Annotated in this window: 19 protein-coding genes and 1 tRNA gene; 5 read left to right on the forward strand and 15 right to left on the reverse strand. The window is 70.7% G+C overall.

Features of this window, described 5'->3' with window-relative positions; translation table 11 throughout:
- Positions 1–14 precede the first annotated feature (14 nt).
- Together OG780_RS21840 and OG780_RS21845 are read left to right on the forward strand one after the other, a co-directional pair.
- Positions 15–1,541: an MFS transporter gene (locus tag OG780_RS21840; RefSeq protein WP_328450677.1), complete on the forward strand. Its 1,527-nt coding sequence runs from the start codon at positions 15–17 to the stop codon at positions 1,539–1,541.
- A gap of 124 nt (positions 1,542–1,665) precedes the next feature.
- Positions 1,666–2,439: a TetR/AcrR family transcriptional regulator gene (locus OG780_RS21845; RefSeq protein ID WP_328450679.1), complete on the forward strand. Its 774-nt coding sequence runs from the start codon at positions 1,666–1,668 to the stop codon at positions 2,437–2,439.
- 322 nt (positions 2,440–2,761) lie between these two features.
- Here the strand turns inward: OG780_RS21845 and OG780_RS21850 are convergent, their stop codons facing one another.
- Positions 2,762–3,232 carry a PPOX class F420-dependent oxidoreductase gene (locus OG780_RS21850; protein WP_328450681.1) on the reverse strand — a complete coding sequence of 157 codons (471 nt, stop codon included), beginning with the start codon at positions 3,230–3,232 and terminating at the stop codon, positions 2,762–2,764.
- 154 nt (positions 3,233–3,386) lie between these two features.
- Here OG780_RS21850 and OG780_RS21855 point away from each other — a divergent pair, with 154 nt between their 5' ends.
- The gene (locus OG780_RS21855; protein ID WP_326790890.1) at positions 3,387–4,109 is read left to right on the forward strand and encodes an ANTAR domain-containing protein; all 723 of its coding nucleotides are present in this window, start codon (positions 3,387–3,389) and stop codon (positions 4,107–4,109) included.
- A gap of 7 nt (positions 4,110–4,116) precedes the next feature.
- Here the strand turns inward: OG780_RS21855 and OG780_RS21860 are convergent, their stop codons facing one another.
- From OG780_RS21860 to OG780_RS21870, 3 genes are all read right to left on the reverse strand, one after another.
- Entirely contained in the window at positions 4,117–4,938 is an 822-nt protein-coding gene (locus OG780_RS21860) for a YceI family protein (protein WP_328450682.1), read from the reverse strand.
- A gap of 94 nt (positions 4,939–5,032) precedes the next feature.
- The gene (locus OG780_RS21865; RefSeq protein WP_328450684.1) at positions 5,033–7,567 is read right to left on the reverse strand and encodes an MFS transporter; all 2,535 of its coding nucleotides are present in this window, start codon (positions 7,565–7,567) and stop codon (positions 5,033–5,035) included.
- Between the two features lie 21 nt (positions 7,568–7,588).
- Positions 7,589–8,095, reverse strand: a complete 507-nt coding sequence (locus OG780_RS21870; protein ID WP_328450686.1) for a MarR family winged helix-turn-helix transcriptional regulator — start codon at positions 8,093–8,095, stop codon at positions 7,589–7,591.
- 293 nt (positions 8,096–8,388) lie between these two features.
- On the opposite strand from OG780_RS21870, the gene OG780_RS21875 reads away from it, so the two are divergent.
- Complete coding sequence (locus OG780_RS21875; protein ID WP_037615166.1) at positions 8,389–8,586, forward strand: hypothetical protein; 198 nt, start codon at positions 8,389–8,391, stop codon at positions 8,584–8,586.
- 235 nt (positions 8,587–8,821) lie between these two features.
- On the opposite strand, the gene OG780_RS21880 is transcribed toward OG780_RS21875, so the two are convergent.
- The 9 genes from OG780_RS21880 to OG780_RS21920 all read right to left on the reverse strand — a co-directional run bounded on the left by OG780_RS21880 (position 8,822) and on the right by OG780_RS21920 (position 15,341).
- Positions 8,822–9,112, reverse strand: a complete 291-nt coding sequence (locus OG780_RS21880) for a hypothetical protein (protein ID WP_328450688.1) — start codon at positions 9,110–9,112, stop codon at positions 8,822–8,824.
- Between the two features lie 620 nt (positions 9,113–9,732).
- Complete coding sequence (locus tag OG780_RS21885; protein ID WP_328450690.1) at positions 9,733–10,629, reverse strand: RNA polymerase sigma factor SigF; 897 nt, start codon at positions 10,627–10,629, stop codon at positions 9,733–9,735.
- Between the two features lie 244 nt (positions 10,630–10,873).
- Positions 10,874–11,815 carry an RNA polymerase sigma factor SigF gene (locus OG780_RS21890; RefSeq protein ID WP_328450692.1) on the reverse strand — a complete coding sequence of 314 codons (942 nt, stop codon included), beginning with the start codon at positions 11,813–11,815 and terminating at the stop codon, positions 10,874–10,876.
- A 216-nt stretch (positions 11,816–12,031) separates the two neighbouring features.
- Entirely contained in the window at positions 12,032–12,325 is a 294-nt protein-coding gene (locus tag OG780_RS21895; RefSeq protein ID WP_328450694.1) for a Dabb family protein, read from the reverse strand.
- A 127-nt stretch (positions 12,326–12,452) separates the two neighbouring features.
- Positions 12,453–12,632, reverse strand: coding sequence for a hypothetical protein (locus OG780_RS21900; protein WP_037615173.1), 180 nt, complete (start codon positions 12,630–12,632; stop codon positions 12,453–12,455).
- A gap of 442 nt (positions 12,633–13,074) precedes the next feature.
- Positions 13,075–13,159, reverse strand: a tRNA-Ser gene (locus tag OG780_RS21905).
- Positions 13,160–13,214: 55 nt separating this feature from the next.
- Positions 13,215–13,646: a tRNA adenosine(34) deaminase TadA gene (gene tadA, locus OG780_RS21910; RefSeq protein WP_328458291.1), complete on the reverse strand. Its 432-nt coding sequence runs from the start codon at positions 13,644–13,646 to the stop codon at positions 13,215–13,217.
- Between the two features lie 266 nt (positions 13,647–13,912).
- Positions 13,913–14,452, reverse strand: coding sequence for a tRNA adenosine deaminase-associated protein (locus OG780_RS21915; RefSeq protein ID WP_328458293.1), 540 nt, complete (start codon positions 14,450–14,452; stop codon positions 13,913–13,915).
- A 706-nt stretch (positions 14,453–15,158) separates the two neighbouring features.
- Entirely contained in the window at positions 15,159–15,341 is a 183-nt protein-coding gene (locus tag OG780_RS21920) for a hypothetical protein (protein WP_326786866.1), read from the reverse strand.
- 138 nt (positions 15,342–15,479) lie between these two features.
- On the opposite strand from OG780_RS21920, the gene upp reads away from it, so the two are divergent.
- Entirely contained in the window at positions 15,480–16,115 is a 636-nt protein-coding gene (gene upp / locus OG780_RS21925; protein ID WP_328450698.1) for a uracil phosphoribosyltransferase, read from the forward strand.
- A 154-nt stretch (positions 16,116–16,269) separates the two neighbouring features.
- Here upp and OG780_RS21930 read toward each other — a convergent pair whose 3' ends face one another.
- Positions 16,270–16,920, reverse strand: a complete 651-nt coding sequence (locus OG780_RS21930; protein ID WP_328450700.1) for a LytR C-terminal domain-containing protein — start codon at positions 16,918–16,920, stop codon at positions 16,270–16,272.
- A 90-nt stretch (positions 16,921–17,010) separates the two neighbouring features.
- A complete protein-coding gene (locus tag OG780_RS21935) occupies positions 17,011–17,307 on the reverse strand; it encodes a type II toxin-antitoxin system VapB family antitoxin (protein WP_003999914.1) in 297 nt (98 codons plus the stop codon).
- Positions 17,308–17,334 lie beyond the last annotated feature (27 nt).

A 17,334-nucleotide genomic window follows, 5' to 3' on the forward strand; every position in this document is an offset into this window, starting at 1 on the left:
CTACGGTGTACGGCATGGCCGTTTCGACCGCCCCCCAAGGGCACCCCAGACGCTGGCTGATCCTCGGCGTCATATGTCTGGCACAACTCACCGTGCTGCTCGACAACACCGTCCTGAATGTCGCGATCCCTTCCCTGACCCGCGAGCTGGGCGCGGCGACCTCCGACATCCAGTGGATGATCAACGCCTACTCGCTGGCGCAGTCCGGACTGCTGCTCACCGCGGGCAGCGCCGCCGACCGCTACGGCCGCAAGAAGATGCTGCTCGCGGGGCTCGTCCTGTTCGGAGCGGGATCGCTGGCGGCCGGACTCGCCCACTCCACAGGGCAGTTGATCGCGGCACGGGCCGGCATGGGTGTGGGCGGAGCGCTGCTGCTCACCACCACGCTCGCCGTCGTGATGCAGATCTTCACCCCGGACGAGCACCCGAAGGCGATCGGCATCTGGAGCGCGGTCAACGCCCTCGGGTTCGCCGTGGGGCCCCTCCTCGGCGGCTTCGTGCTGAACCACTTCTGGTGGGGCGCGATCTTCCTGGTCAATCTGCCCGTCGCGGCGCTCGGTCTGGTCGCGGTGGTGGCCTTCGTGCCCGAGTCGAAGGCGGCACCGCGCGCCGCCGTTCCCGGGACACCCTCGGACGCGCCCCGGGCGGACCGGCCGGACGTGATGGGCGCGCTGCTGTCGACGGTCGGTATGACCGCGCTGGTCTTCGCGATCATCTCGGGGCCCGGGCACGGCTGGGCGTCCCCGCGCGTCCTCGGCACGGCCGCGGTGGCCGTCGTCGTCCTCGGCGTCTTCGGATACTGGGAGAGCCGGATCCCGTACCCGATGCTCGACCTGCACTTCTTCCGCGACCGACGGTTCACCGGGGCCGTGGCGGGGGCCGTCCTCATCACCTTCGGGATGGGCGGCGCGCTGTTCCTGCTCACCCAGCACCTTCAATTCGTGCTCGGCTACGGGCCGTTGGAGGCGGGCCTGCGTACGGCGCCGCTCGCGCTGGCGGTCGTCGCCCTGAACTTCTCCGGACTGTCCGCCCGATGGACCGCGCGGCTCGGTGCGCCCATGTCCATAGCCCTCGGGATGACGGTGATGTCGGCGGGGCTGGTGTCCATCGCGACCCTGGCCACGTACGGGTACGCCGGGACGCTGGCCGGGCTGCTGCTCGTCGGCGCCGGCTGTGCCGTGGCCAACCCCGCCATGGCGTACGCGATCATGAGCGCGATTCCGCGGGAGAAGGCGGGTGTGGGCGCCGGGATCAACGGCACGCTCGCCGAGTTCGGGAACGGCCTGGGGGTCGCGGTGCTCGGCGCCGTCCTCAACTCGCGGTTCGCGGCGCTGATCCCGGTGGCCGCGGGCTCGCTGCCCGCCGCGCTCGCCTCCGCCGGGTCGGCCGGTGAGCGGGAGCGGATCGTCGACGCGTTCTCGTCGGGGCTGGAGACCAGCCAACTCGTGGGCGCCGTCGCGGTGCTGCTCGGCGGACTCCTGGCGGCTGCGTTGCTGAGGAGGGCGGAGAGGGCGGACTCCGCGGTGGCGGTCACCGTGTGAGGTCCGGCCGGGTTTCGGACGGAGTGCGGGGCCCGTCCCCGAAGTGCCCGCTTAGCATCGTCGAGGAGGGTGGACCGGGGAGTTCCGGCCCGCTCCGTGGTTCGAGTTCCGGGGAAGGAGCGCCATGGTGAGGGCAGCCGACAGGGCGAAGCGGCCGGCGCGGACCAGCGTCTGGCTGGAGGGCAGGGCCCCCCGCGGCGGGGCCGCCCGGGGCGGTGGCCAGCCGTCCGGGCTCGACCGGGAGCGGATCACCGCGGCCACGGTGCGCTTGCTGGACGCGGAAGGTCTGGCCAGGTTCTCCATGCGACGGCTCGCGGCCGAGCTGAACGTCACCGCGATGTCCGTGTACTGGTACGTCGACACCAAGGACGATCTGCTGGAGCTCGCGCTCGACGCGGTGTTCGGTGAACTGGAGCTGCCGGACGTCGAGTCGGAGGAAGACTGGCGTGATCAGCTGCGGTCGCTGGCGGTGGGATACCGGGCGCTGCTCGTGCGCCACCCGTGGGTGTCGACGCTGATCGGCAACTTCCTGAACATCGGGCCGTGCTCGATGGCGTTCTCGGCGCGTGTGCAGCAGGTGATCCGGAACACCGGGATGCCGGCGCACGGGCAGATGGGGGCGATGTCGGCGGTGTTCCAGTTCGTGTACGGGTTCGGGACGATCGAGGGCCACTTCGTGCAGCGGTGCGTCTCGGCGGGGATGTCGCAGGACGAGTACTTCCGGCAGGCCATGAGCACGATCAGCGAAGAGCCGCAGTACGCCGCGCACTTCGCCAGTGCGGAGGGTCTCATGGAGGCGCGCGGCGGGGACACGGTGTCGGAGATGCGCGAGCGGGACTTCGAGTTCGCGCTGGAGCTGTTGATCGCGGGGATCGAGACGATGGTGTCCCGGGGCTGAACGGTGGCGCTGCGCCGGCGTTTGCGGGCGCGCTTCCTGTCCGGTGGGGGGTCGGGGCCGTGCCGGTGCATCAGCCCGTCGCCGTTGGGTGAGGCGTGGCCGTCGGTGGCGACGGGCATCGATGTACCGGCGCGGCCCCTTCCGCCGGATCCCGGCTGTGGGTACGCGCCCGCTGGGGTGCGGGCGTGAGTTTCAGCCCCTCCGGTGTTCGAGGGGCGGGGTCCGGGGCGGAGCCCCGGGGGTGATGGGGGTCCCCCCTGGTCGAGCGAAGCCGAGACCTTGGGGGAGGGTAGGGGCGGAGGGGGCGAAAGAACGCCTGTTCCTAGTCCTGCGGGGCCAGGTGGGACGGGAAGCCGCCGGTGGCCACCGGGCCCCAGCGGGTGGGGGTGATGCGGATGATCGACTTGGCCTGCCTGCGCATGGCCTCGCGGTACTCGTCCCAGTCGGGGTGCTCACCGGCGATGTTCCGGTAGTACTCGACAAGGGGCTCGACGGAGTCCGGGGAGTCGATCACCTCGGCGGTGCCGTCGACCTGTACCCAGGGCCCGTTCCACTCGTCGCTGAGGACGAGCAGGCTGACCCGTTCGTCCCGCTTGGCGTTGCGGGTCTTGGCGCGCTCGGGGTACGTCGAGACGACGATGCGGCCCGAGTCGTCGACACCACAGGTCAGCGGGGAGCCCTGGGGGCCGCCGTCGGCGCGGCGGGTGAGCAGGACGGCCCGGTGGCGGGGGCGTACGAAGTCCAGCAACTCGTCGAGGGAGACAGAGGTGTTCGTCGCGATGTTGGCTGCCATGCGATCAGCGTAGGCCGCGTGCCCCGCGATCGCCTGCGGGCTCGGCCGGCGGGCGGCACCGGACCTCATCGAAGCGGCTAAAGTGCTCTTCGTCCTGTGCTCGCAGTCGGGAATGTGCTGCGGAGCTCTCCTGCGCATGGCCGTGTGGCCGTGCATGCCGAAGAGGTTCGTGGTGGCTGCGTCTGAGTTTTCCGAATTGTCTCGTTCTGATACGGGTTTCGAGCTGGCCGAAGGCCTCACGGCCGCCGCTCAGCAGTTGCACGAGACCTCGAGTCCTCATGCCACCCTGCGCACCGCCGTCCGGCTGGCCGTGCGCATCCTGCCAGGTGTCGAGTACGCCGGGATCTCCGTCATCGAACCCAAGGCCCACCGGCAGACGCTGGCCTGGACGGACGAGGTCGTCCGTTCCGCCGACGCCCTGAGCGCGGGCCGTGAGCATCACCCGTACCTGAACCGGCTGTGGACGGCGCCGGTGGCCCGGATCGAGGACAGCGCCGCGGAGGACGGGGATCTCGCGCTGTCGGGCCTCGGGCTGCGGTCGGTGCTGTCGCTGCGGCTGCGTGCCGACCGACGCCGGCTGACCGTTCTGACGGCGTACGCGCGGGCGCCCCGCGCCTTCGACGAGTCGGCCACCCGCATAGGCCGGTTGTTCACCGCGCACGTCGGCATCGCGCTGGACTCGGCCACCCTGCGCGAGCAGCTCACCGAGGCGATGCGCACCCGGGATCTGATCGGCCAGGCCACGGGCATCCTCATGGAGCGGCTCGACATCGACGCGTCCGAGGCGTTCGCCAGCCTCGTGCGCACCTCCCAGCGGGAGAACGTCAAGCTCCGTGACCTGGCCCGGCGGATCGTCGACGCCGGCGAGGGCGAGTGAGCGGGGCTCAGGCGGCCGGCAGCGACTCGCCCTGCACGGCCTGGACGTCGAGTTCCACCCTCAGGGTCGTGCCGATGGCGGAGATGCCCGCCTGGACGATCTGGTTGTAGTGGAGCGCGAAGTCCTCGCGGTGGAGTTCGGCCCTCGCGCGGAACGCGGCACGGGTGCCGCCCCAGGGGTCGGCGCCGGTGCCGAGGTAGGCGAGGTCGAGGTCGACGGGACGGACGACACCGTGCAGGGTGAGCTCGCCGTGCACGGTCCAGCGGTCGGAGCCGGCCGGTGTCAGGCCCGTCGAGCGGTACGTGATCAGCGGGTGCTTCCCGGTGTCCAGGAAGTCCGGCGACCTCAGATGTCCGTCGCGGGTGCCGTTGCCGGTGTCGATGGAGGCGGCCGTGATCGTCGCCTCGACGCGGGAGGCGGTCACGTCGTCGGGGGCGATCTCGATGCGGCCCGCGAAGTCCGTGAAGCGGCCGTGCACGCTGGAGATGCCCAGGTGCTGGGCGACCACGCCGACGGAGGAGTGCGCCGGGTCGATGGTCCACGCTCCCGGCGGGGGCAGTTCGGTGCCGCCCCGGCGGGCCAGTGTCACCTGGCCGACCTCGGCACGGCCGGCCGCCGTGACGATGGCGCCCGAGGCGGCGGGCGCGTACCCGAGCGCGGTCACGATCACCGTGTAGGCGCCCGGCGCGAGGCTCGTGGTGTCGTGCACGGTTCCGTCGGTGCCCGCCTCGGCCCGCAGCACCTGGGTGCCGGTCGAGTCGGTCACCGTGACGACCGCGTGCGAGACGGCCCACCCGTCCCGGGTACGGATCTTCGCGGTCAGTCCCATGGCAGTAACTCCTTGCGATGAACCAATGAAAACCGGCCCGTGGGGGGCGCACCTCCGCTCAGAGTGCGCGCATCCCCACGGGCCGGGGCTCGGACTACTCGCCGGGGTGGGCGAGTTCGATGTCGTGGTCGTCCACTCCACGGCCGCCGACGGTCAGCGCGGTCGCCACCGGTGGGTAGCCCGCCGCGATGACGGTGTACTCGCCGCCGTCCAGATCGGTGAAGGCGTACGCGCCGTCGCCGCCGGTCCTGGCCGTGCCGACCACGTTTCCGGCCGCGTCCACCAGCGTCACGCGGGCGTCCGACAGCGGGCCGTGCGGCGCCCGTACGACACCCTGGAGCTGGGATCCCGCGTCGAGGTCGACCTCGATCCGGGTGACCCCGGTACCGCCGACCTCGACGGGCAGCGCCCGCGGCCGGTGGCCGGCGGCGTTCACCGCGACCGTCACGACGCCGGGCACCAGCTCGGCGAAGGCGAACTCGCCCTGCTCACCGGTGGTTCCGGTGGCCAGCACATCTCCGCGGACGTCGGTCACGACGACCATCGCGTCCCTGACCGGGGACGCGCCCTCGCGGGCCCGGACGACACCGCTCAGCCCGCTGGTGCCGCTCAGCAGGATGTCGTACGCGAGCGGCTCGTCGTTCACGACGATCGTCGAGGCCTGCGGCTGGAAGCCGTCGGCGGAGGCGATCAGGACGTACGAGCCCACACCGGGCGCGTCGAGGGAGTACGAGCCGTCCGCCTGCGCGACCGAGCGGCCGAGCTGGCGTCCCGCCGGTGAGATCAGCGTGACCGCGGCCCGCGGCACGGGCGCGCTCTCGGCGCCGCGGACCTGGCCGTGCACGCTGATGCCGCCGGACGCGGGCTGCGGGGCGCTCTCCCTCGTCGCGGTGGCGACGGCGGCGAGCCGCTGTGTGCCTTCGGGTGCGGTCCCGAAGGCGGCTTCGGTGGTGTCGACGGCCGGGGCGAGGGCCGCGGTGGCCGCGGCCTCGACGGCCTCGGCGACGGGAGCCTCGGTGACCGGTCCCCCGGACTTCTCCGCGGCGGCCTGCGCCAGCGCGCCGGACGTCCGCAGCGGGACCTCCTTGATGAACAGCACGATGAGGAAGGCGATCAGCGCCATGCCGGCCGCGATCAGGAAGACGTCCGCGATGCCGTGGCCGTACGCGCTCTCCATCACGGTGCGCAGCGGCGCGGGCAGCTTGTCCATGTCCGGGATGCTGGAGCTGGAGTCCGAACCGGATCCCAGGGCCGCGTACTTGGGGCCGAGGTCGGTCAGTCCGTCCTTCACGTAGTCGGTGATCCGGTTGGCCATGACCGCGCCGAGCGCGGAGACGCCGATCGCACCGCCGAGGGAACGGAAGAACGTCACCGTGGAACTGGCCGAGCCGAGGTCGGCCGGGGCCACCTGGTTCTGCGTGGAGAGCACCAGGTTCTGCATCATCATGCCGATGCCGAGGCCCAGCAGCGCCATGAAGATCGCGATGTGCCAGTAGGCCGTGTCGTAGCGGATCGTGCCGAGCAGGCCGAGGCCCGCCGTGACCAGGAAGCCGCCGCTGACGAGCCAGTACTTCCACCGTCCGGTCTTGGTGATGACCTGGCCGGAGACCGTGGAGGAGATGAACAGGCCACCGATCATCGGGATCGTCATGACGCCCGACATCGTCGGGGACTTGTCCCGCGCCAGCTGGAAGTACTGGCTGAAGAACACGGTTCCGGTGAACATCGCGACACCGACGAACAGCGACGCGAGGGAGGAGAGGGTGATGGTGCGGTTGCGGAACAGCCGCAGCGGGATGATCGGCTCGCTCGCCCTGGACTCGACCAGCACGAACAGCGCACCGAGGACGATCGCGCCGGCGACCATCGTGTACGTCTGCCACGAGACCCAGTCGTACTTGTCACCCGCGAAGGTGACCCAGAGCAGCAGCAGAGAGACCGCGGCGGAGATGAAGAACGCGCCGGCCCAGTCGACCTTCACGTCCCGCTTCACGACGGGCAGGTGCAGGGTCTTCTGGAGCACGATCAGCGCGATGACCGCGAACGGCACACCGACGTAGAAGCACCAGCGCCAGCCGAGCCAGCTCGTGTCGGTGATGACACCGCCGAGCAGCGGACCGCCGACGGTTGCGACGGCGAACGTCGCGCCCAGGTAGCCGGAGTAGCGGCCGCGCTCGCGCGGGGAGATCATCGCGGCCATCACGATCTGCGCCAGGGCGGACAGACCGCCGACGCCGATGCCCTGGACCACGCGGCAGGCGATGAGCATGCCGGGGTTCTGGGACAGCCCGGCGGCGGCCGATCCCAGCACGTAGATGATGAGAGCTATCTGTACGAGCGCCTTCTTGCTGTACAGATCGGAGAGCTTGCCCCACAGGGGCGTGGTCGCGGTCATGGCCAGCAGCGAGGCCGTGACGACCCAGGTGTAGGCGGACTGGCCGCCGCCCAGGTCGCCGATGATCTCGGGGAGCGCGTTGGTGACGATCGTCGACGACAGGATCGCGACGAACATGCCGAGCAGCAGCCCGGAGAGCGCCTCCATGATCTGCCGGTGCGTCATCGGAGCGCCGTCGGCGCTTCCGTGCTTGGCGTGAGAGCCCCGCACACCGGATGGTGTGGTCGTTGCCATGGGCTTCCTTTTCTTACGTATTTACGCGGGTGTACGGGTGGTCGGTTCTGATACGTCTGTCGCGTACGGGGGAGGGTGCGCGTGGGACCACTGCGGGGAGCGGCAGTCGCCGAAGCTCTCGCGCAGCCGGCCCATCAGCTCGATGAGCAGTCCGACCTCGTCGTCGGACCAGTGGCTCAGCCGGTCGGAGAGCAGCCGCGACGTGCGCAGGGACAGCTCGTCGAGCTGGGCGTGCCCGGCCGCGGTGAGGCGCAGGATGCGTGAGCGCTTGTCCGCCGGGTCGGGGGACCGTTCGATCCAGCCCCGGTCGGCGACGTGCGCGACATGGCGGCTGGTCACCGACATGTCCACGGACAGCAGCTCCGCGAGCCGGCTCATCCGCATCTCGCCGTACCGGCCGAGCAGCGTGAGCACGGCGGCGGAGCCCGCCGGGCAGTCGGGCGGCAGGATCCGTCCCATCCCCCGTTTCACGGCGCCGATGGCGCTGAGCTGACGGGCCAGTTCCTCGTACTGTGCCTGCCCGGCCATCGCACCTCCCTATTCGTTGCTCAGGGCAACCATAAAGAAGTTGGTTGCCGCAGGCAAACGAGTTCGGGGCTTCAGGGCTAAAAAGTTGGCAAAGGCAAGTGTTGGCGAACGGAAACGGGCAGGTGGGAGGGGTGGATGGGGAGGGGGCCGAGGCCTCGACGGCCGTCGAGGTGGGGAGGCGGCGCGGAGGCGGTGTGCGTGCTGGTGGCGGGTGGTGTGCGGTCGGGTCACGATCGGCGTGAAGAGGAACCCGGCACTTGGGCAGCCCGCGCGCATTCGCTAGGGTCCGGCCTATGGCAAACACCCAGGGCCCCGAGGGCAACTACGACCCCGCGGGCAGCACTCAGATGTTCCGTGCGTTCGTCGACGAGGCCCCCCAGGGCCGGCAGCAGCAGGCGGCCGCTCCCGCGGGTCCCCGCGTGGGTCTGATCGTCGGCGTCGTCCTCGCCGTCGCGGTCGTCGCCGCGGTGGCCTGGCTCGCCTTCATGTGATCCCGCGGGACCGTGTGACCGCGCGGGAACGCGCGGGCTTGCGGGACCGGTAGGTACGGGAGCGGGTAAGGGTCGTACGAACGTGCGTGACCGGTAGGTGCCGGGAGCGGGCAGAGGTCGTACGGCCGTGCGCGACCGGTGGGTTCCCGTGCGGGATGGTCCGGCCGTGCGCGACCGTGCGTGTCTGCGCGGCCGGCGCGTGAACGGGGCGGCGTGACCCGGCAGGGCCACGCCCCTACTTCCACTCGACGGACACGTCCTGTGTCTCGACGTGCATGCCCAGCGGCACCCGCCAGGACTCGACGCAGACCGTCCAGGTCCCGCTCTTCCTCGCGCCGGCCGCGATCGGCGCCGGAAGGGACTCGGTCGACCGGATCGTCGCCCAGTCGATCCCGAGCGCCCCGATGATGTGCGTCCCGAAGGTCACCGTGCCCGAACGGACCGCCGTACCACCGGTGTTGCTGAAGGAGAGGGTCACCTTCTCGCACCACCGCCGGTCGGTGGCCGCGCGCGAGGGCTCGCTCACGGCGAGCACGGCGGGCCGGGCACTCGCCGTCGGGCCGGGCGCGGGCGGTGCCGAAGAACTTCCCGAACCTCCTGAACCTCCCGAACTTCCGCCCGTACGGCCTGAGTCGGCACCGGAGGACGAACCGGTCGACGAGCCTGAGGACGAAGAGGACCCGGCGCCCGTTCCCGGGCCTCCCGAACCGTCCGTCCCGGTCCCGGAGCCGCCCTCGTCGGCACCCGAGCCGGCGGAACCGGCCGTCGAAGCGTCCGCGTCACCCGTGCCGTCCGTCGAGGCCCCGCCGCCCGGACCGGTGGCCGACGGTTCCTTGCCGGATCCGGAACCCCCTCTGTCATCAGTGGGGTTAGAGCCGTCCAGGGGTGCCAGGGACACCTCGCCCGAAGGCGCCACCACCGCCCCCGACGCCCGTGGGGAGCCGTCCGCGGCCCCGACGGCGGCGTACCCGCCGTCACTCCCGCCGCTCCCGCACGCGGCCAGTAGCCCGCCCAGACACAGCACGGCCGCCGAGGTACTCACCAGGACACCTCGGCGACCGCTTGTCGACCCGTGACGCATCGGCTCGTGACGCATCGCGCCAGTGTGGCTGACGATCCGTCAATTATGAACCCCGCGTGGGGCGGTCAGTCGGAGATGAGGCCTTCGCGCAGCTGGGCCAGCGTGCGGGTGAGCAGACGGGAGACGTGCATCTGCGAGATGCCGACCTCCTCGCCGATCTGCGACTGGGTCATGTTGGCGAAGAAGCGCAGCATGATGATGCGGCGCTCGCGGGGCGGCAGCTTGGCGAGCAGCGGCTTGAGCGACTCGCGGTACTCCACGCCCTCCAGCGCGGTGTCCTCGTAGCCGAGGCGGTCCGCGAGGGAGCCCTCGCCGCCGTCGTCCTCGGGAGCGGGCGAGTCGAGCGACGACGCCGTGTACGCGTTGCCGACGGCGAGGCCGTCGACCACGTCCTCCTCGGACACCCCGAGGGCGGTGGCGAGTTCGGCGACCGTCGGAGAGCGGTCGAGCTTCTGCGAGAGCTCGTCGCTGGTCTTGGTGAGGGCGAGCCGCAGTTCCTGGAGGCGGCGCGGGACGCGGACCGACCAGGAGGTGTCGCGGAAGAACCGCTTGATCTCGCCCACGACGGTCGGCATCGCGAAGGTCGGGAACTCGACACCGCGCTCGCAGTCGAAGCGGTCGATCGCCTTGATCAGGCCGATGGTGCCGACCTGGACGATGTCCTCCATCGGCTCGTTGCGGGAGCGGAAGCGGGCCGCCGCGTACCGGACGAGCGGCAGGTTGAGCTCGATGAGGGTGTCCCGGACGTAACCACGCTCCGGGCTGTTCTCGGCGAGTGCGGCGAGCCGCAGGAAGAGGGAGCGGGACAGGGTCCGGGTGTCGATGGCGCCCGAGGATTCGGGGACCAGAGCGGCTTCCGGGGCCTCGGCGGCAGGGACATCGTGAAGCGCGGCGTGCGCCTCGGGCACTGCGTCGCTCTTCGTGAGCGTGAGCACCTTCGAGCTGCCCTGATCTGCGGACATGCCACCCCCTTTGGGTCGCGGACGGTCGCGGCAGTCGCTCCCGTCGGAGGAACGCAGCCTCCACCTGAATACCGGAGGCGAGGCCGCGGCAAACGCGCTCCCGGAAGAATGTCACATGTCGGCAACACGCTGTAGAGACTTGTCGACATGTAGAGGGTGGATCGGCCCTGGAAAAAGGGGGTCTGACGGTGATTCAGCGCTGAACTGACGTAAAAACCGGTCTTGAGCGATTAGCTCTTTTCGGTTACGCCTCGATCCTGTTTGCGGATCGAAGTCGCGCGAAGCTGCGGGCGAGGAGCCTTGACACGTGCATCTGGGAAACACCCAGCTCGGCGCTGATCTGTGACTGGGTGAGGTTGCTGTAGTAGCGGAGGAGCAGGATCCGCTGCTCGCGTTCGGGCAGTTGTACGAGCAGGTGCCTCACGAGGTCGCGGTGTTCGACTCCGTCGAGCGCGGGGTCCTCGTATCCGAGCCGGTCGAGCAGCCCCGGCAGTCCGTCGCCCTCCTGGGCCGCTTCGAGTGAGGTCGCGTGGTACGACCGTCCGGCCTCGATGCAGGAGAGCACCTCCTCCTCGGTGATGCGCAGCCGTTCGGCGATCTCCGCGGTGGTGGGCGAGCGCCCGAAGGCGGTCGTCAGGTCCTCGGTCGCGCTGTTCACCTGCACCCACAGCTCGTGCAGCCGGCGCGGTACGTGGACCGTGCGAACGTTGTCACGGAAGTACCGCTTGATCTCGCCGACGACCGTCGGCATCGCGAAGGTCGGGAACTGCACGCCCCGGTCCGGGTCGAAGCGGTCGATGGCGTTGATCAGGCCGATGGTGCCGACCTGGACCACGTCCTCCATCGGCTCGTTGCGGGAGCGGAAGCGGGCCGCCGCGTACCGGACGAGCGGCAGGTTCGCCTCGATCAGGGCGCCGCGGACCCGGTTGTGCTCGGGGGTGCCCGGCTCCAGCACCTTGAGTTCGCCGAAGAGCACCTGCGTGAGGGCCCGGGTGTCGGCGCCGCGGCGCCGCTCCTGGGTGACCTCCTGGACGGGCGGGGGGCCGGGTGTGAGGCTCGCTGCGGCGTCGGGTGCCGTGGTCTGCGCCGTGGCCGGTCCCGGGGGTGACGGCGGGGCGGAGGCGAGGGCCGTCGCCCGGGCCGTGGCCGGGGCTTCCTCCTGGGGCGGCGCAGTACTGGCCGACACGGTCAACGCCACCTCTTCGTTCGTCAACGATCCGTCGACGTATTCGTCAACTCGTCCGTCAAAAGCGGTCATAGCATCACAAGACATGTGCACTGTGTGCAAGCACCGCATAACGCCGTGTTGGAGGTGATTTGCAGGTGAGTTGGGTTTCAAGACGTCGAAAACCCCTGACCGGTTGCGGTCAAGGGCTCGGCAAGAGTGTGCGATCAAAAAGGGTCAGAACGGGTAGTCGGCGATCACCCAAGTGGCGAACTCCCGCCAGAGTGCGACACCGGCCACGTGGGCCGGGTGCTCCAGGTAATGCTTGAGGGCGTCGGCGTCCTCGACGGCGGAGTTGATCGCGAAGTCGTACGCGATGGGCCGGTCGCTGATGTTCCACTCGCACTCCCAGAACCGCAGCTCGGGGACGAGCTCGCCGAGCGCGCGGAAGGCGGCGACGCCCTCGACGACGCGGGGTTCGTCGCGCCGGACACCGTCGTTGAGCTTGAAGAGGACCAGATGGCGGATCACGGGCACTCCCTGGTGATGAGGTGGTTCTTCGCTCGGCCGAGTCCCTGCCGGGACGCGCGTCGCTCCGTCATGCCTGCTCGGTGCCGGGCGCGCGGAACCTTCGCCGCGCCGGCGTCGCCGCCTGACGTCAGTTCTTCGCTCCGTCGGCGATCCAGGTCATGAAGTCGCCTATCGCCCCAGCGGCGTTCGATATGCCCTCGAACGCTATCTGTACGTAGTCGGCGGCCTTGGCCGGATCCGTGATGATCACGTAGAGCGCGAAGACCACGAGCACATAGATGGCGATCTTCTTCGAATTCACCGCCATGGCGGCCTCCCCTGTGACTCCTGCGCCCGTCGGCCCCCTGCTGCCGGCGGTGAGTGTAACCTTCACGCCGCACTTAAGGACCAACGGCCCGCTGGTAGAGGTCCTTTGCCGGGCCTGAGCGGCGCTCCCGCGGTCCAGGATGGAAGGGAGCCCCGGCAGGAACCGTCAGGAGTCCACGGGGCCCGGAGGGACCCCACTGCGGGGTTCTCGCCGCCCGACTTTCCCCCAAGACGGCGACGTGGACTTGCGGGTCCTTCCGTGGGGGAAGGGGGCGCCCCCGATTGCGCCCCTTCCCCCTCCTCTGTGGGAGCGGAGAACCCTTCTGGGTACAGGGAAGCCCCGGCGGCCGAGCGGCGCCGGGGCTCCTTGGCGTCGCGGTCCGTACGGCCCCCGGCCCCGGAACGCACGAAGGACCCCGTCTTTCGACGAGGCCCTTCAGAAGCGGTAGCGGAGGGATTTGAACCCTCGGTGACTTGCGCCACACTCGCTTTCGAGGCGAGCTCCTTCGGCCGCTCGGACACGCTACCGAGGGAGACCCTACCCCAAGGTGGGCCGTGGTCTGAAATCCGTTTCGGCGGCCGGTCAGCGGTCGCGGAAGAAGTCGGTGAGCAGCGTGGCGCATTCCTCGGCGAGGACGCCCTCGACGACCTCGGGCCGGTGGTTGAGCCGCCGGTCGCGGACGACGTCCCAGACGGAGCCGGTCGCGCCGGCCTTCTCGTCGCGGGCGCCGTACACCACCCGTTCGACACGGGACTGGACGAGCGCGCCCGCGCACATCGTGCAGGGCTCCAGGGTGACGACGAGCGTGCACCCGGACAGCCGCCACTCGCCGAGCCTCGCCGCGGCCCGGCGCAGCGCGAGGACCTCGGCGTGCGCCGTCGGGTCGCCGGTGGCCTCGCGTTCGTTGTACCCGGCCGCCAGCACGGTCGTCCCGTCCGGGGACAGCACGACGGCACCCACGGGAACGTCCCCGCCCTGAACGGCCAGCCGTGCCTCGTCCAGCGCGAGCCGCATCGGGGCCCGCCACCGGTCACGTACGGGATCGGGCGGCGGGGGTACCTGACGCGGGGTGCTCACCCGGGGAACCTAGCGGAATCCCGCCGGGTCCGGCGGAAGGGGCTGGGGCGCCGCCCCCGCGGTCCCGCCGTCGCGGAGACGGTGAGGGGCGGACGGCAGGCGAAGAACCGGCCCGGTGGATCGGGCCGGCTCACCGGTACGGGGGACGGGGTCGCGGGCGCGGGGGGCCGGGCCCACCGTTTCCGGAGGTCCTGGGACACGTCCTAGCGGACGGTCTCCAGGACCTCTGCCGCTCCCAGGGCCTCGGCGATCGTGCCGAGCGCGTCGTCTTCGTCCAGGGCCAGCAGTTCCTTCTCGCTCACTCCGAGGTCCGCGAGGATGTAGCGGTCCCCGACGGGGCTGTGCGAGACGGCATCGCCGGACACGCTCCCCTGGTCCTCCTCGTCGTCCTCGGAGTCTCCTGGTTCACCGTCCTCCGTGCCGTCCAGATCGAGGGAGTCCAGGTCGGCGTCGTCGCCGCCCGGATCCCGTCCTAGTAGTTCGTCCGTGAGCAGGATCTCGCCGTACGAACTGCGGGCGGCCGCGGCGGCGTCCGAGACGTAGATACGCGGATCCTCCTCGCCGTCCACGCGGACGACGCCGAACCACGCGTCCTCCTGCTCGATGAGCACGAGCACCGTGTCCTCGTCCGAGACTTCACGGGCCAGATCGGTCAGATCCGACAGGGTTTCCACATCGTCGAGCTCTGTATCGCTCGCTTCCCACCCGTCTTCGGTGCGCGCGAGCAGTGCGGCGAAGTACACCGTGACTCTCCCACTGGTCATAGGTGTGCCGGTTGGGGTTCCCCCCGGCGGAGGCTGTGGGCGAGGAGTGCTGCTGCTCCGAGCCCCGCCCACTCGGAATCGTGGCAGAAAGACAGCGTTCAGGGGACATCTTCGGCCTGCTGTGTCCGCCTCTTTTGATCGCTAACAGCGGATCGTACGCGGCTGCCCGCACCGTGTAAGCACGTCCCGGCCCGACGCGTCGGCCACACGGCCCCCCGTCACGCGGGTGCGGCCCGGCTCCAGGGCGGCCGGGCGGGCGGTTCCGTCCCGGCGCGCGCCCACCGTCGTGCGGGCACGTTCCCTTGTCACGGCGGGCGTGCCACCGGCGGCGTTGCGGCTTTCCCGAGGGCGTGGCGGCGGCGGCCGCGTGGTGGCGCGCCGCTGTATTCCTTCGTGGGCGTGTCGGCCGGGGCCGCGGTGGGCCCGGTTCGGACCTCTCCACGGGCGGGTCGGCCGGCCCTGTGGACGCGGCGCCGGTTCGGCACGGTGAGAGCTGTGGCGGGGCGGTCCGGCGGACCTGGAGGCGGCCGTCCGGCGGTGTGGCGCAGGGGTCGGGGGCGTCCGGGCGGGTGTGGCGTGCGACGGGACGGGGGTCCGGCGGGTTGACGCAGGGGCCGGGACCGTCCTGCGGCGTGGCGCGGGTCGGGGCCGTCCGGAGCCGGGCATGTGGGTCGGCGGGCGTCCGTTACCAGCGGAATGTGCGCATACGCATCGCGTGGCGCAGGCGGGCGGTCTTGGCGCGGCGGGGCTGGACCCGGTCGCGCAGCTCGCGCGCCTCGGCCAGATCGCGCAGGAACTGGGCCCGCCGCCTCCTGCGCTCGGCGTCGGTCTCCAGCCGTTCGGACGACTCCTCTTGCTGGTTCCGCATTGGCACACCACCCCAGGTCCGTCCCTCCCACCTTCCCTCCGATGGATGGTTTGATGCCAGCGGAAGGGTGATGCCGGGCGGCGGGCCTTGCCGGGCGGGTCAGTGGCGGGCGCCGTGGGCCCCGCTACTGTTGTGGACATGCGTCTTCACGTCGTCGACCACCCCCTGGTCGCCCATAAGCTCACCACCCTGCGCGACCAGCGCACCGACTCCGCGACCTTCCGGCGGCTGGCCGACGAGCTGGTCACCCTGCTCGCCTACGAGGCCACCCGCGACGTGCGCACGGAGCAGGTCGACATCGTGACGCCGGTCTCCCCGACCACGGGCGTCAAGCTCTCCTACCCGCGCCCGCTCGTCGTGCCGATCCTGCGCGCGGGCCTCGGCATGCTCGACGGCATGGTCCGGCTGCTGCCGACCGCCGAGGTGGGCTTCCTGGGCATGGTGCGCGACGAGGAGACGCTCCAGGCCTCCACGTACGCCACCCGGATGCCGGACGACCTCTCCGCCCGCCAGGTGTACGTCCTGGACCCGATGCTGGCCACCGGCGGCACGCTCGTCGCCGCGATCCAGGAGCTGATCAAGCGCGGCGCCGACGACGTCACCGCCGTGGTCCTTCTCGCCGCCCCCGAGGGTGTCGAGCTCATGGAGCGCGAACTGGCGGGCACCCCGGTCACCGTGGTCACGGCCTCGGTCGACGAGCGCCTGAACGAGCACGGCTACATCGTTCCGGGCCTCGGCGACGCGGGTGACCGGATGTACGGGGCCGCCGAGTAACTCCGCGGCGACGGGGCAGCGCCCCACCCGTGACCGGCGGCTCTTCCCGGACCGTGACTCCGGAGCGGGCGTCTCTCGTACGAGCGAGGCTCCGGAGTCGGTGACTGTTCTCAGGCCCTGGGCCGGAGAACAGTCACCGGGACGGGTCTCGGAGTCAGCAGTGCTTCTTCGAGGTGGCGGGCGCCGGCTTGGGCTGAGTCAGGACGGTCAGCGCCTTGTCGGCGTCCTCCTTCTTCGTCAGCGCCTTGAAGTCGGTGCCGATGATCAGGTCGACCGTCGTGGCCCGGGTACGGCCGTCGGTCTTCAGCTGGGCGCCGGAGAGCTGGGTGTTGAGGACGGGCAGCGCGGCCCGGTCGGCGGCCTTGGCCCCGAGCAGCAGTCCGGCGCCCGTGACCTTCTTGTCGTACGCGGCCGTCGCGTTGCCCACGTCGCCGATCTTGAAGCCGCGCTTCTTCAGTTCGTCCGCCGTCTGCTTGGCGAGACCGCTGCGGGGCGTCGCGTTGAGGACGTTCACGGTGATCTGGCCGGGTTTCGGCAGCGAGGCCAAGGCGGCCGCGGCCGCCTTCGCCTCCGGCGTGATCTTGGACGCGCAGTCCGCCTTGGTGTCCGCCGCCGTGGCTTTGCCGCCGCCCGTGTAGATGTCGATGAGCTGCAGCGACCCCCACCCGATCAACCCGAGAACGGTGACGGAGGTGATGCTCACGAACACGAACTTGCGACGCCCGCGGGGGCGGCGCATCCGCGGGTACTTGTCCCCCGTGATCCGATACTGGCCACCCATGCCAGGGGGAGTAAGCATGCTCATGGGCGCAGCGTAGTGCGCCGGGGCGCCAATGCCTACTAGATGATCATTGCCCGGTGTTCAGTTCAACCCATTGGGGTCAAGCCGTGGCCATTAGTCCAGTTCAAGAACGCGCGCGTGCAGCACCTGGCGCTGCTGGAGCGCGGCACGGACGGCGCGGTGCAGGCCGTCCTCCAGGTACAGATCGCCCTGCCACTTGACGACGTGGGCGAAGAGGTCGCCGTAGAAGGTGGAGTCCTCGGCGAGGAGGGTCTCCAGGTCCAGCTGGCCCTTCGTCGTCACGAGCTGATCGAGGCGGACCGGGCGCGGCGCGACGTCCGCCCACTGCCGGGTGCTTTCCCGGCCGTGGTCGGGGTACGGCCGGCCGTTTCCGATGCGCTTGAAGATCACACGGAAAGCCTACCGGTCAAGACCTTC

The sequence above is a fragment of the Streptomyces sp. NBC_00386 genome, from assembly GCF_036063235.1.
In the GTDB taxonomy this organism is placed as follows: Bacteria; Actinomycetota; Actinomycetes; order Streptomycetales; family Streptomycetaceae; genus Streptomyces.

What these genes read in the sequence shown, in the direction of transcription:
- OG780_RS21920 (WP_326786866.1), bottom strand. Translation starts at nt 15,341, where the DNA reads ATGCGGAACCAGCAAGAGGAGTCGTCCGAACGGCTGGAGACCGACGCC.
- OG780_RS21930 (WP_328450700.1), bottom strand. Translation starts at nt 16,920, where the DNA reads ATGAGCATGCTTACTCCCCCTGGCATGGGTGGCCAGTATCGGATCACG.
- tadA (WP_328458291.1), bottom strand. Translation starts at nt 13,646, where the DNA reads ATGCGGCTCGCGCTGGACGAGGCACGGCTGGCCGTTCAGGGCGGGGAC.
- OG780_RS21885 (WP_328450690.1), bottom strand. Translation starts at nt 10,629, where the DNA reads ATGTCCGCAGATCAGGGCAGCTCGAAGGTGCTCACGCTCACGAAGAGC.
- OG780_RS21900 (WP_037615173.1), bottom strand. Translation starts at nt 12,632, where the DNA reads ATGGCGGTGAATTCGAAGAAGATCGCCATCTATGTGCTCGTGGTCTTC.
- OG780_RS21845 (WP_328450679.1), top strand. Translation starts at nt 1,666, where the DNA reads ATGGTGAGGGCAGCCGACAGGGCGAAGCGGCCGGCGCGGACCAGCGTC.
- OG780_RS21840 (WP_328450677.1), top strand. Translation starts at nt 15, where the DNA reads ATGGCCGTTTCGACCGCCCCCCAAGGGCACCCCAGACGCTGGCTGATC.
- OG780_RS21875 (WP_037615166.1), top strand. Translation starts at nt 8,389, where the DNA reads ATGGCAAACACCCAGGGCCCCGAGGGCAACTACGACCCCGCGGGCAGC.
- OG780_RS21850 (WP_328450681.1), bottom strand. Translation starts at nt 3,232, where the DNA reads ATGGCAGCCAACATCGCGACGAACACCTCTGTCTCCCTCGACGAGTTG.
- OG780_RS21855 (WP_326790890.1), top strand. Translation starts at nt 3,387, where the DNA reads ATGCCGAAGAGGTTCGTGGTGGCTGCGTCTGAGTTTTCCGAATTGTCT.
- upp (WP_328450698.1), top strand. Translation starts at nt 15,480, where the DNA reads ATGCGTCTTCACGTCGTCGACCACCCCCTGGTCGCCCATAAGCTCACC.
- OG780_RS21860 (WP_328450682.1), bottom strand. Translation starts at nt 4,938, where the DNA reads ATGGGACTGACCGCGAAGATCCGTACCCGGGACGGGTGGGCCGTCTCG.
- OG780_RS21870 (WP_328450686.1), bottom strand. Translation starts at nt 8,095, where the DNA reads ATGGCCGGGCAGGCACAGTACGAGGAACTGGCCCGTCAGCTCAGCGCC.
- OG780_RS21865 (WP_328450684.1), bottom strand. Translation starts at nt 7,567, where the DNA reads ATGGCAACGACCACACCATCCGGTGTGCGGGGCTCTCACGCCAAGCAC.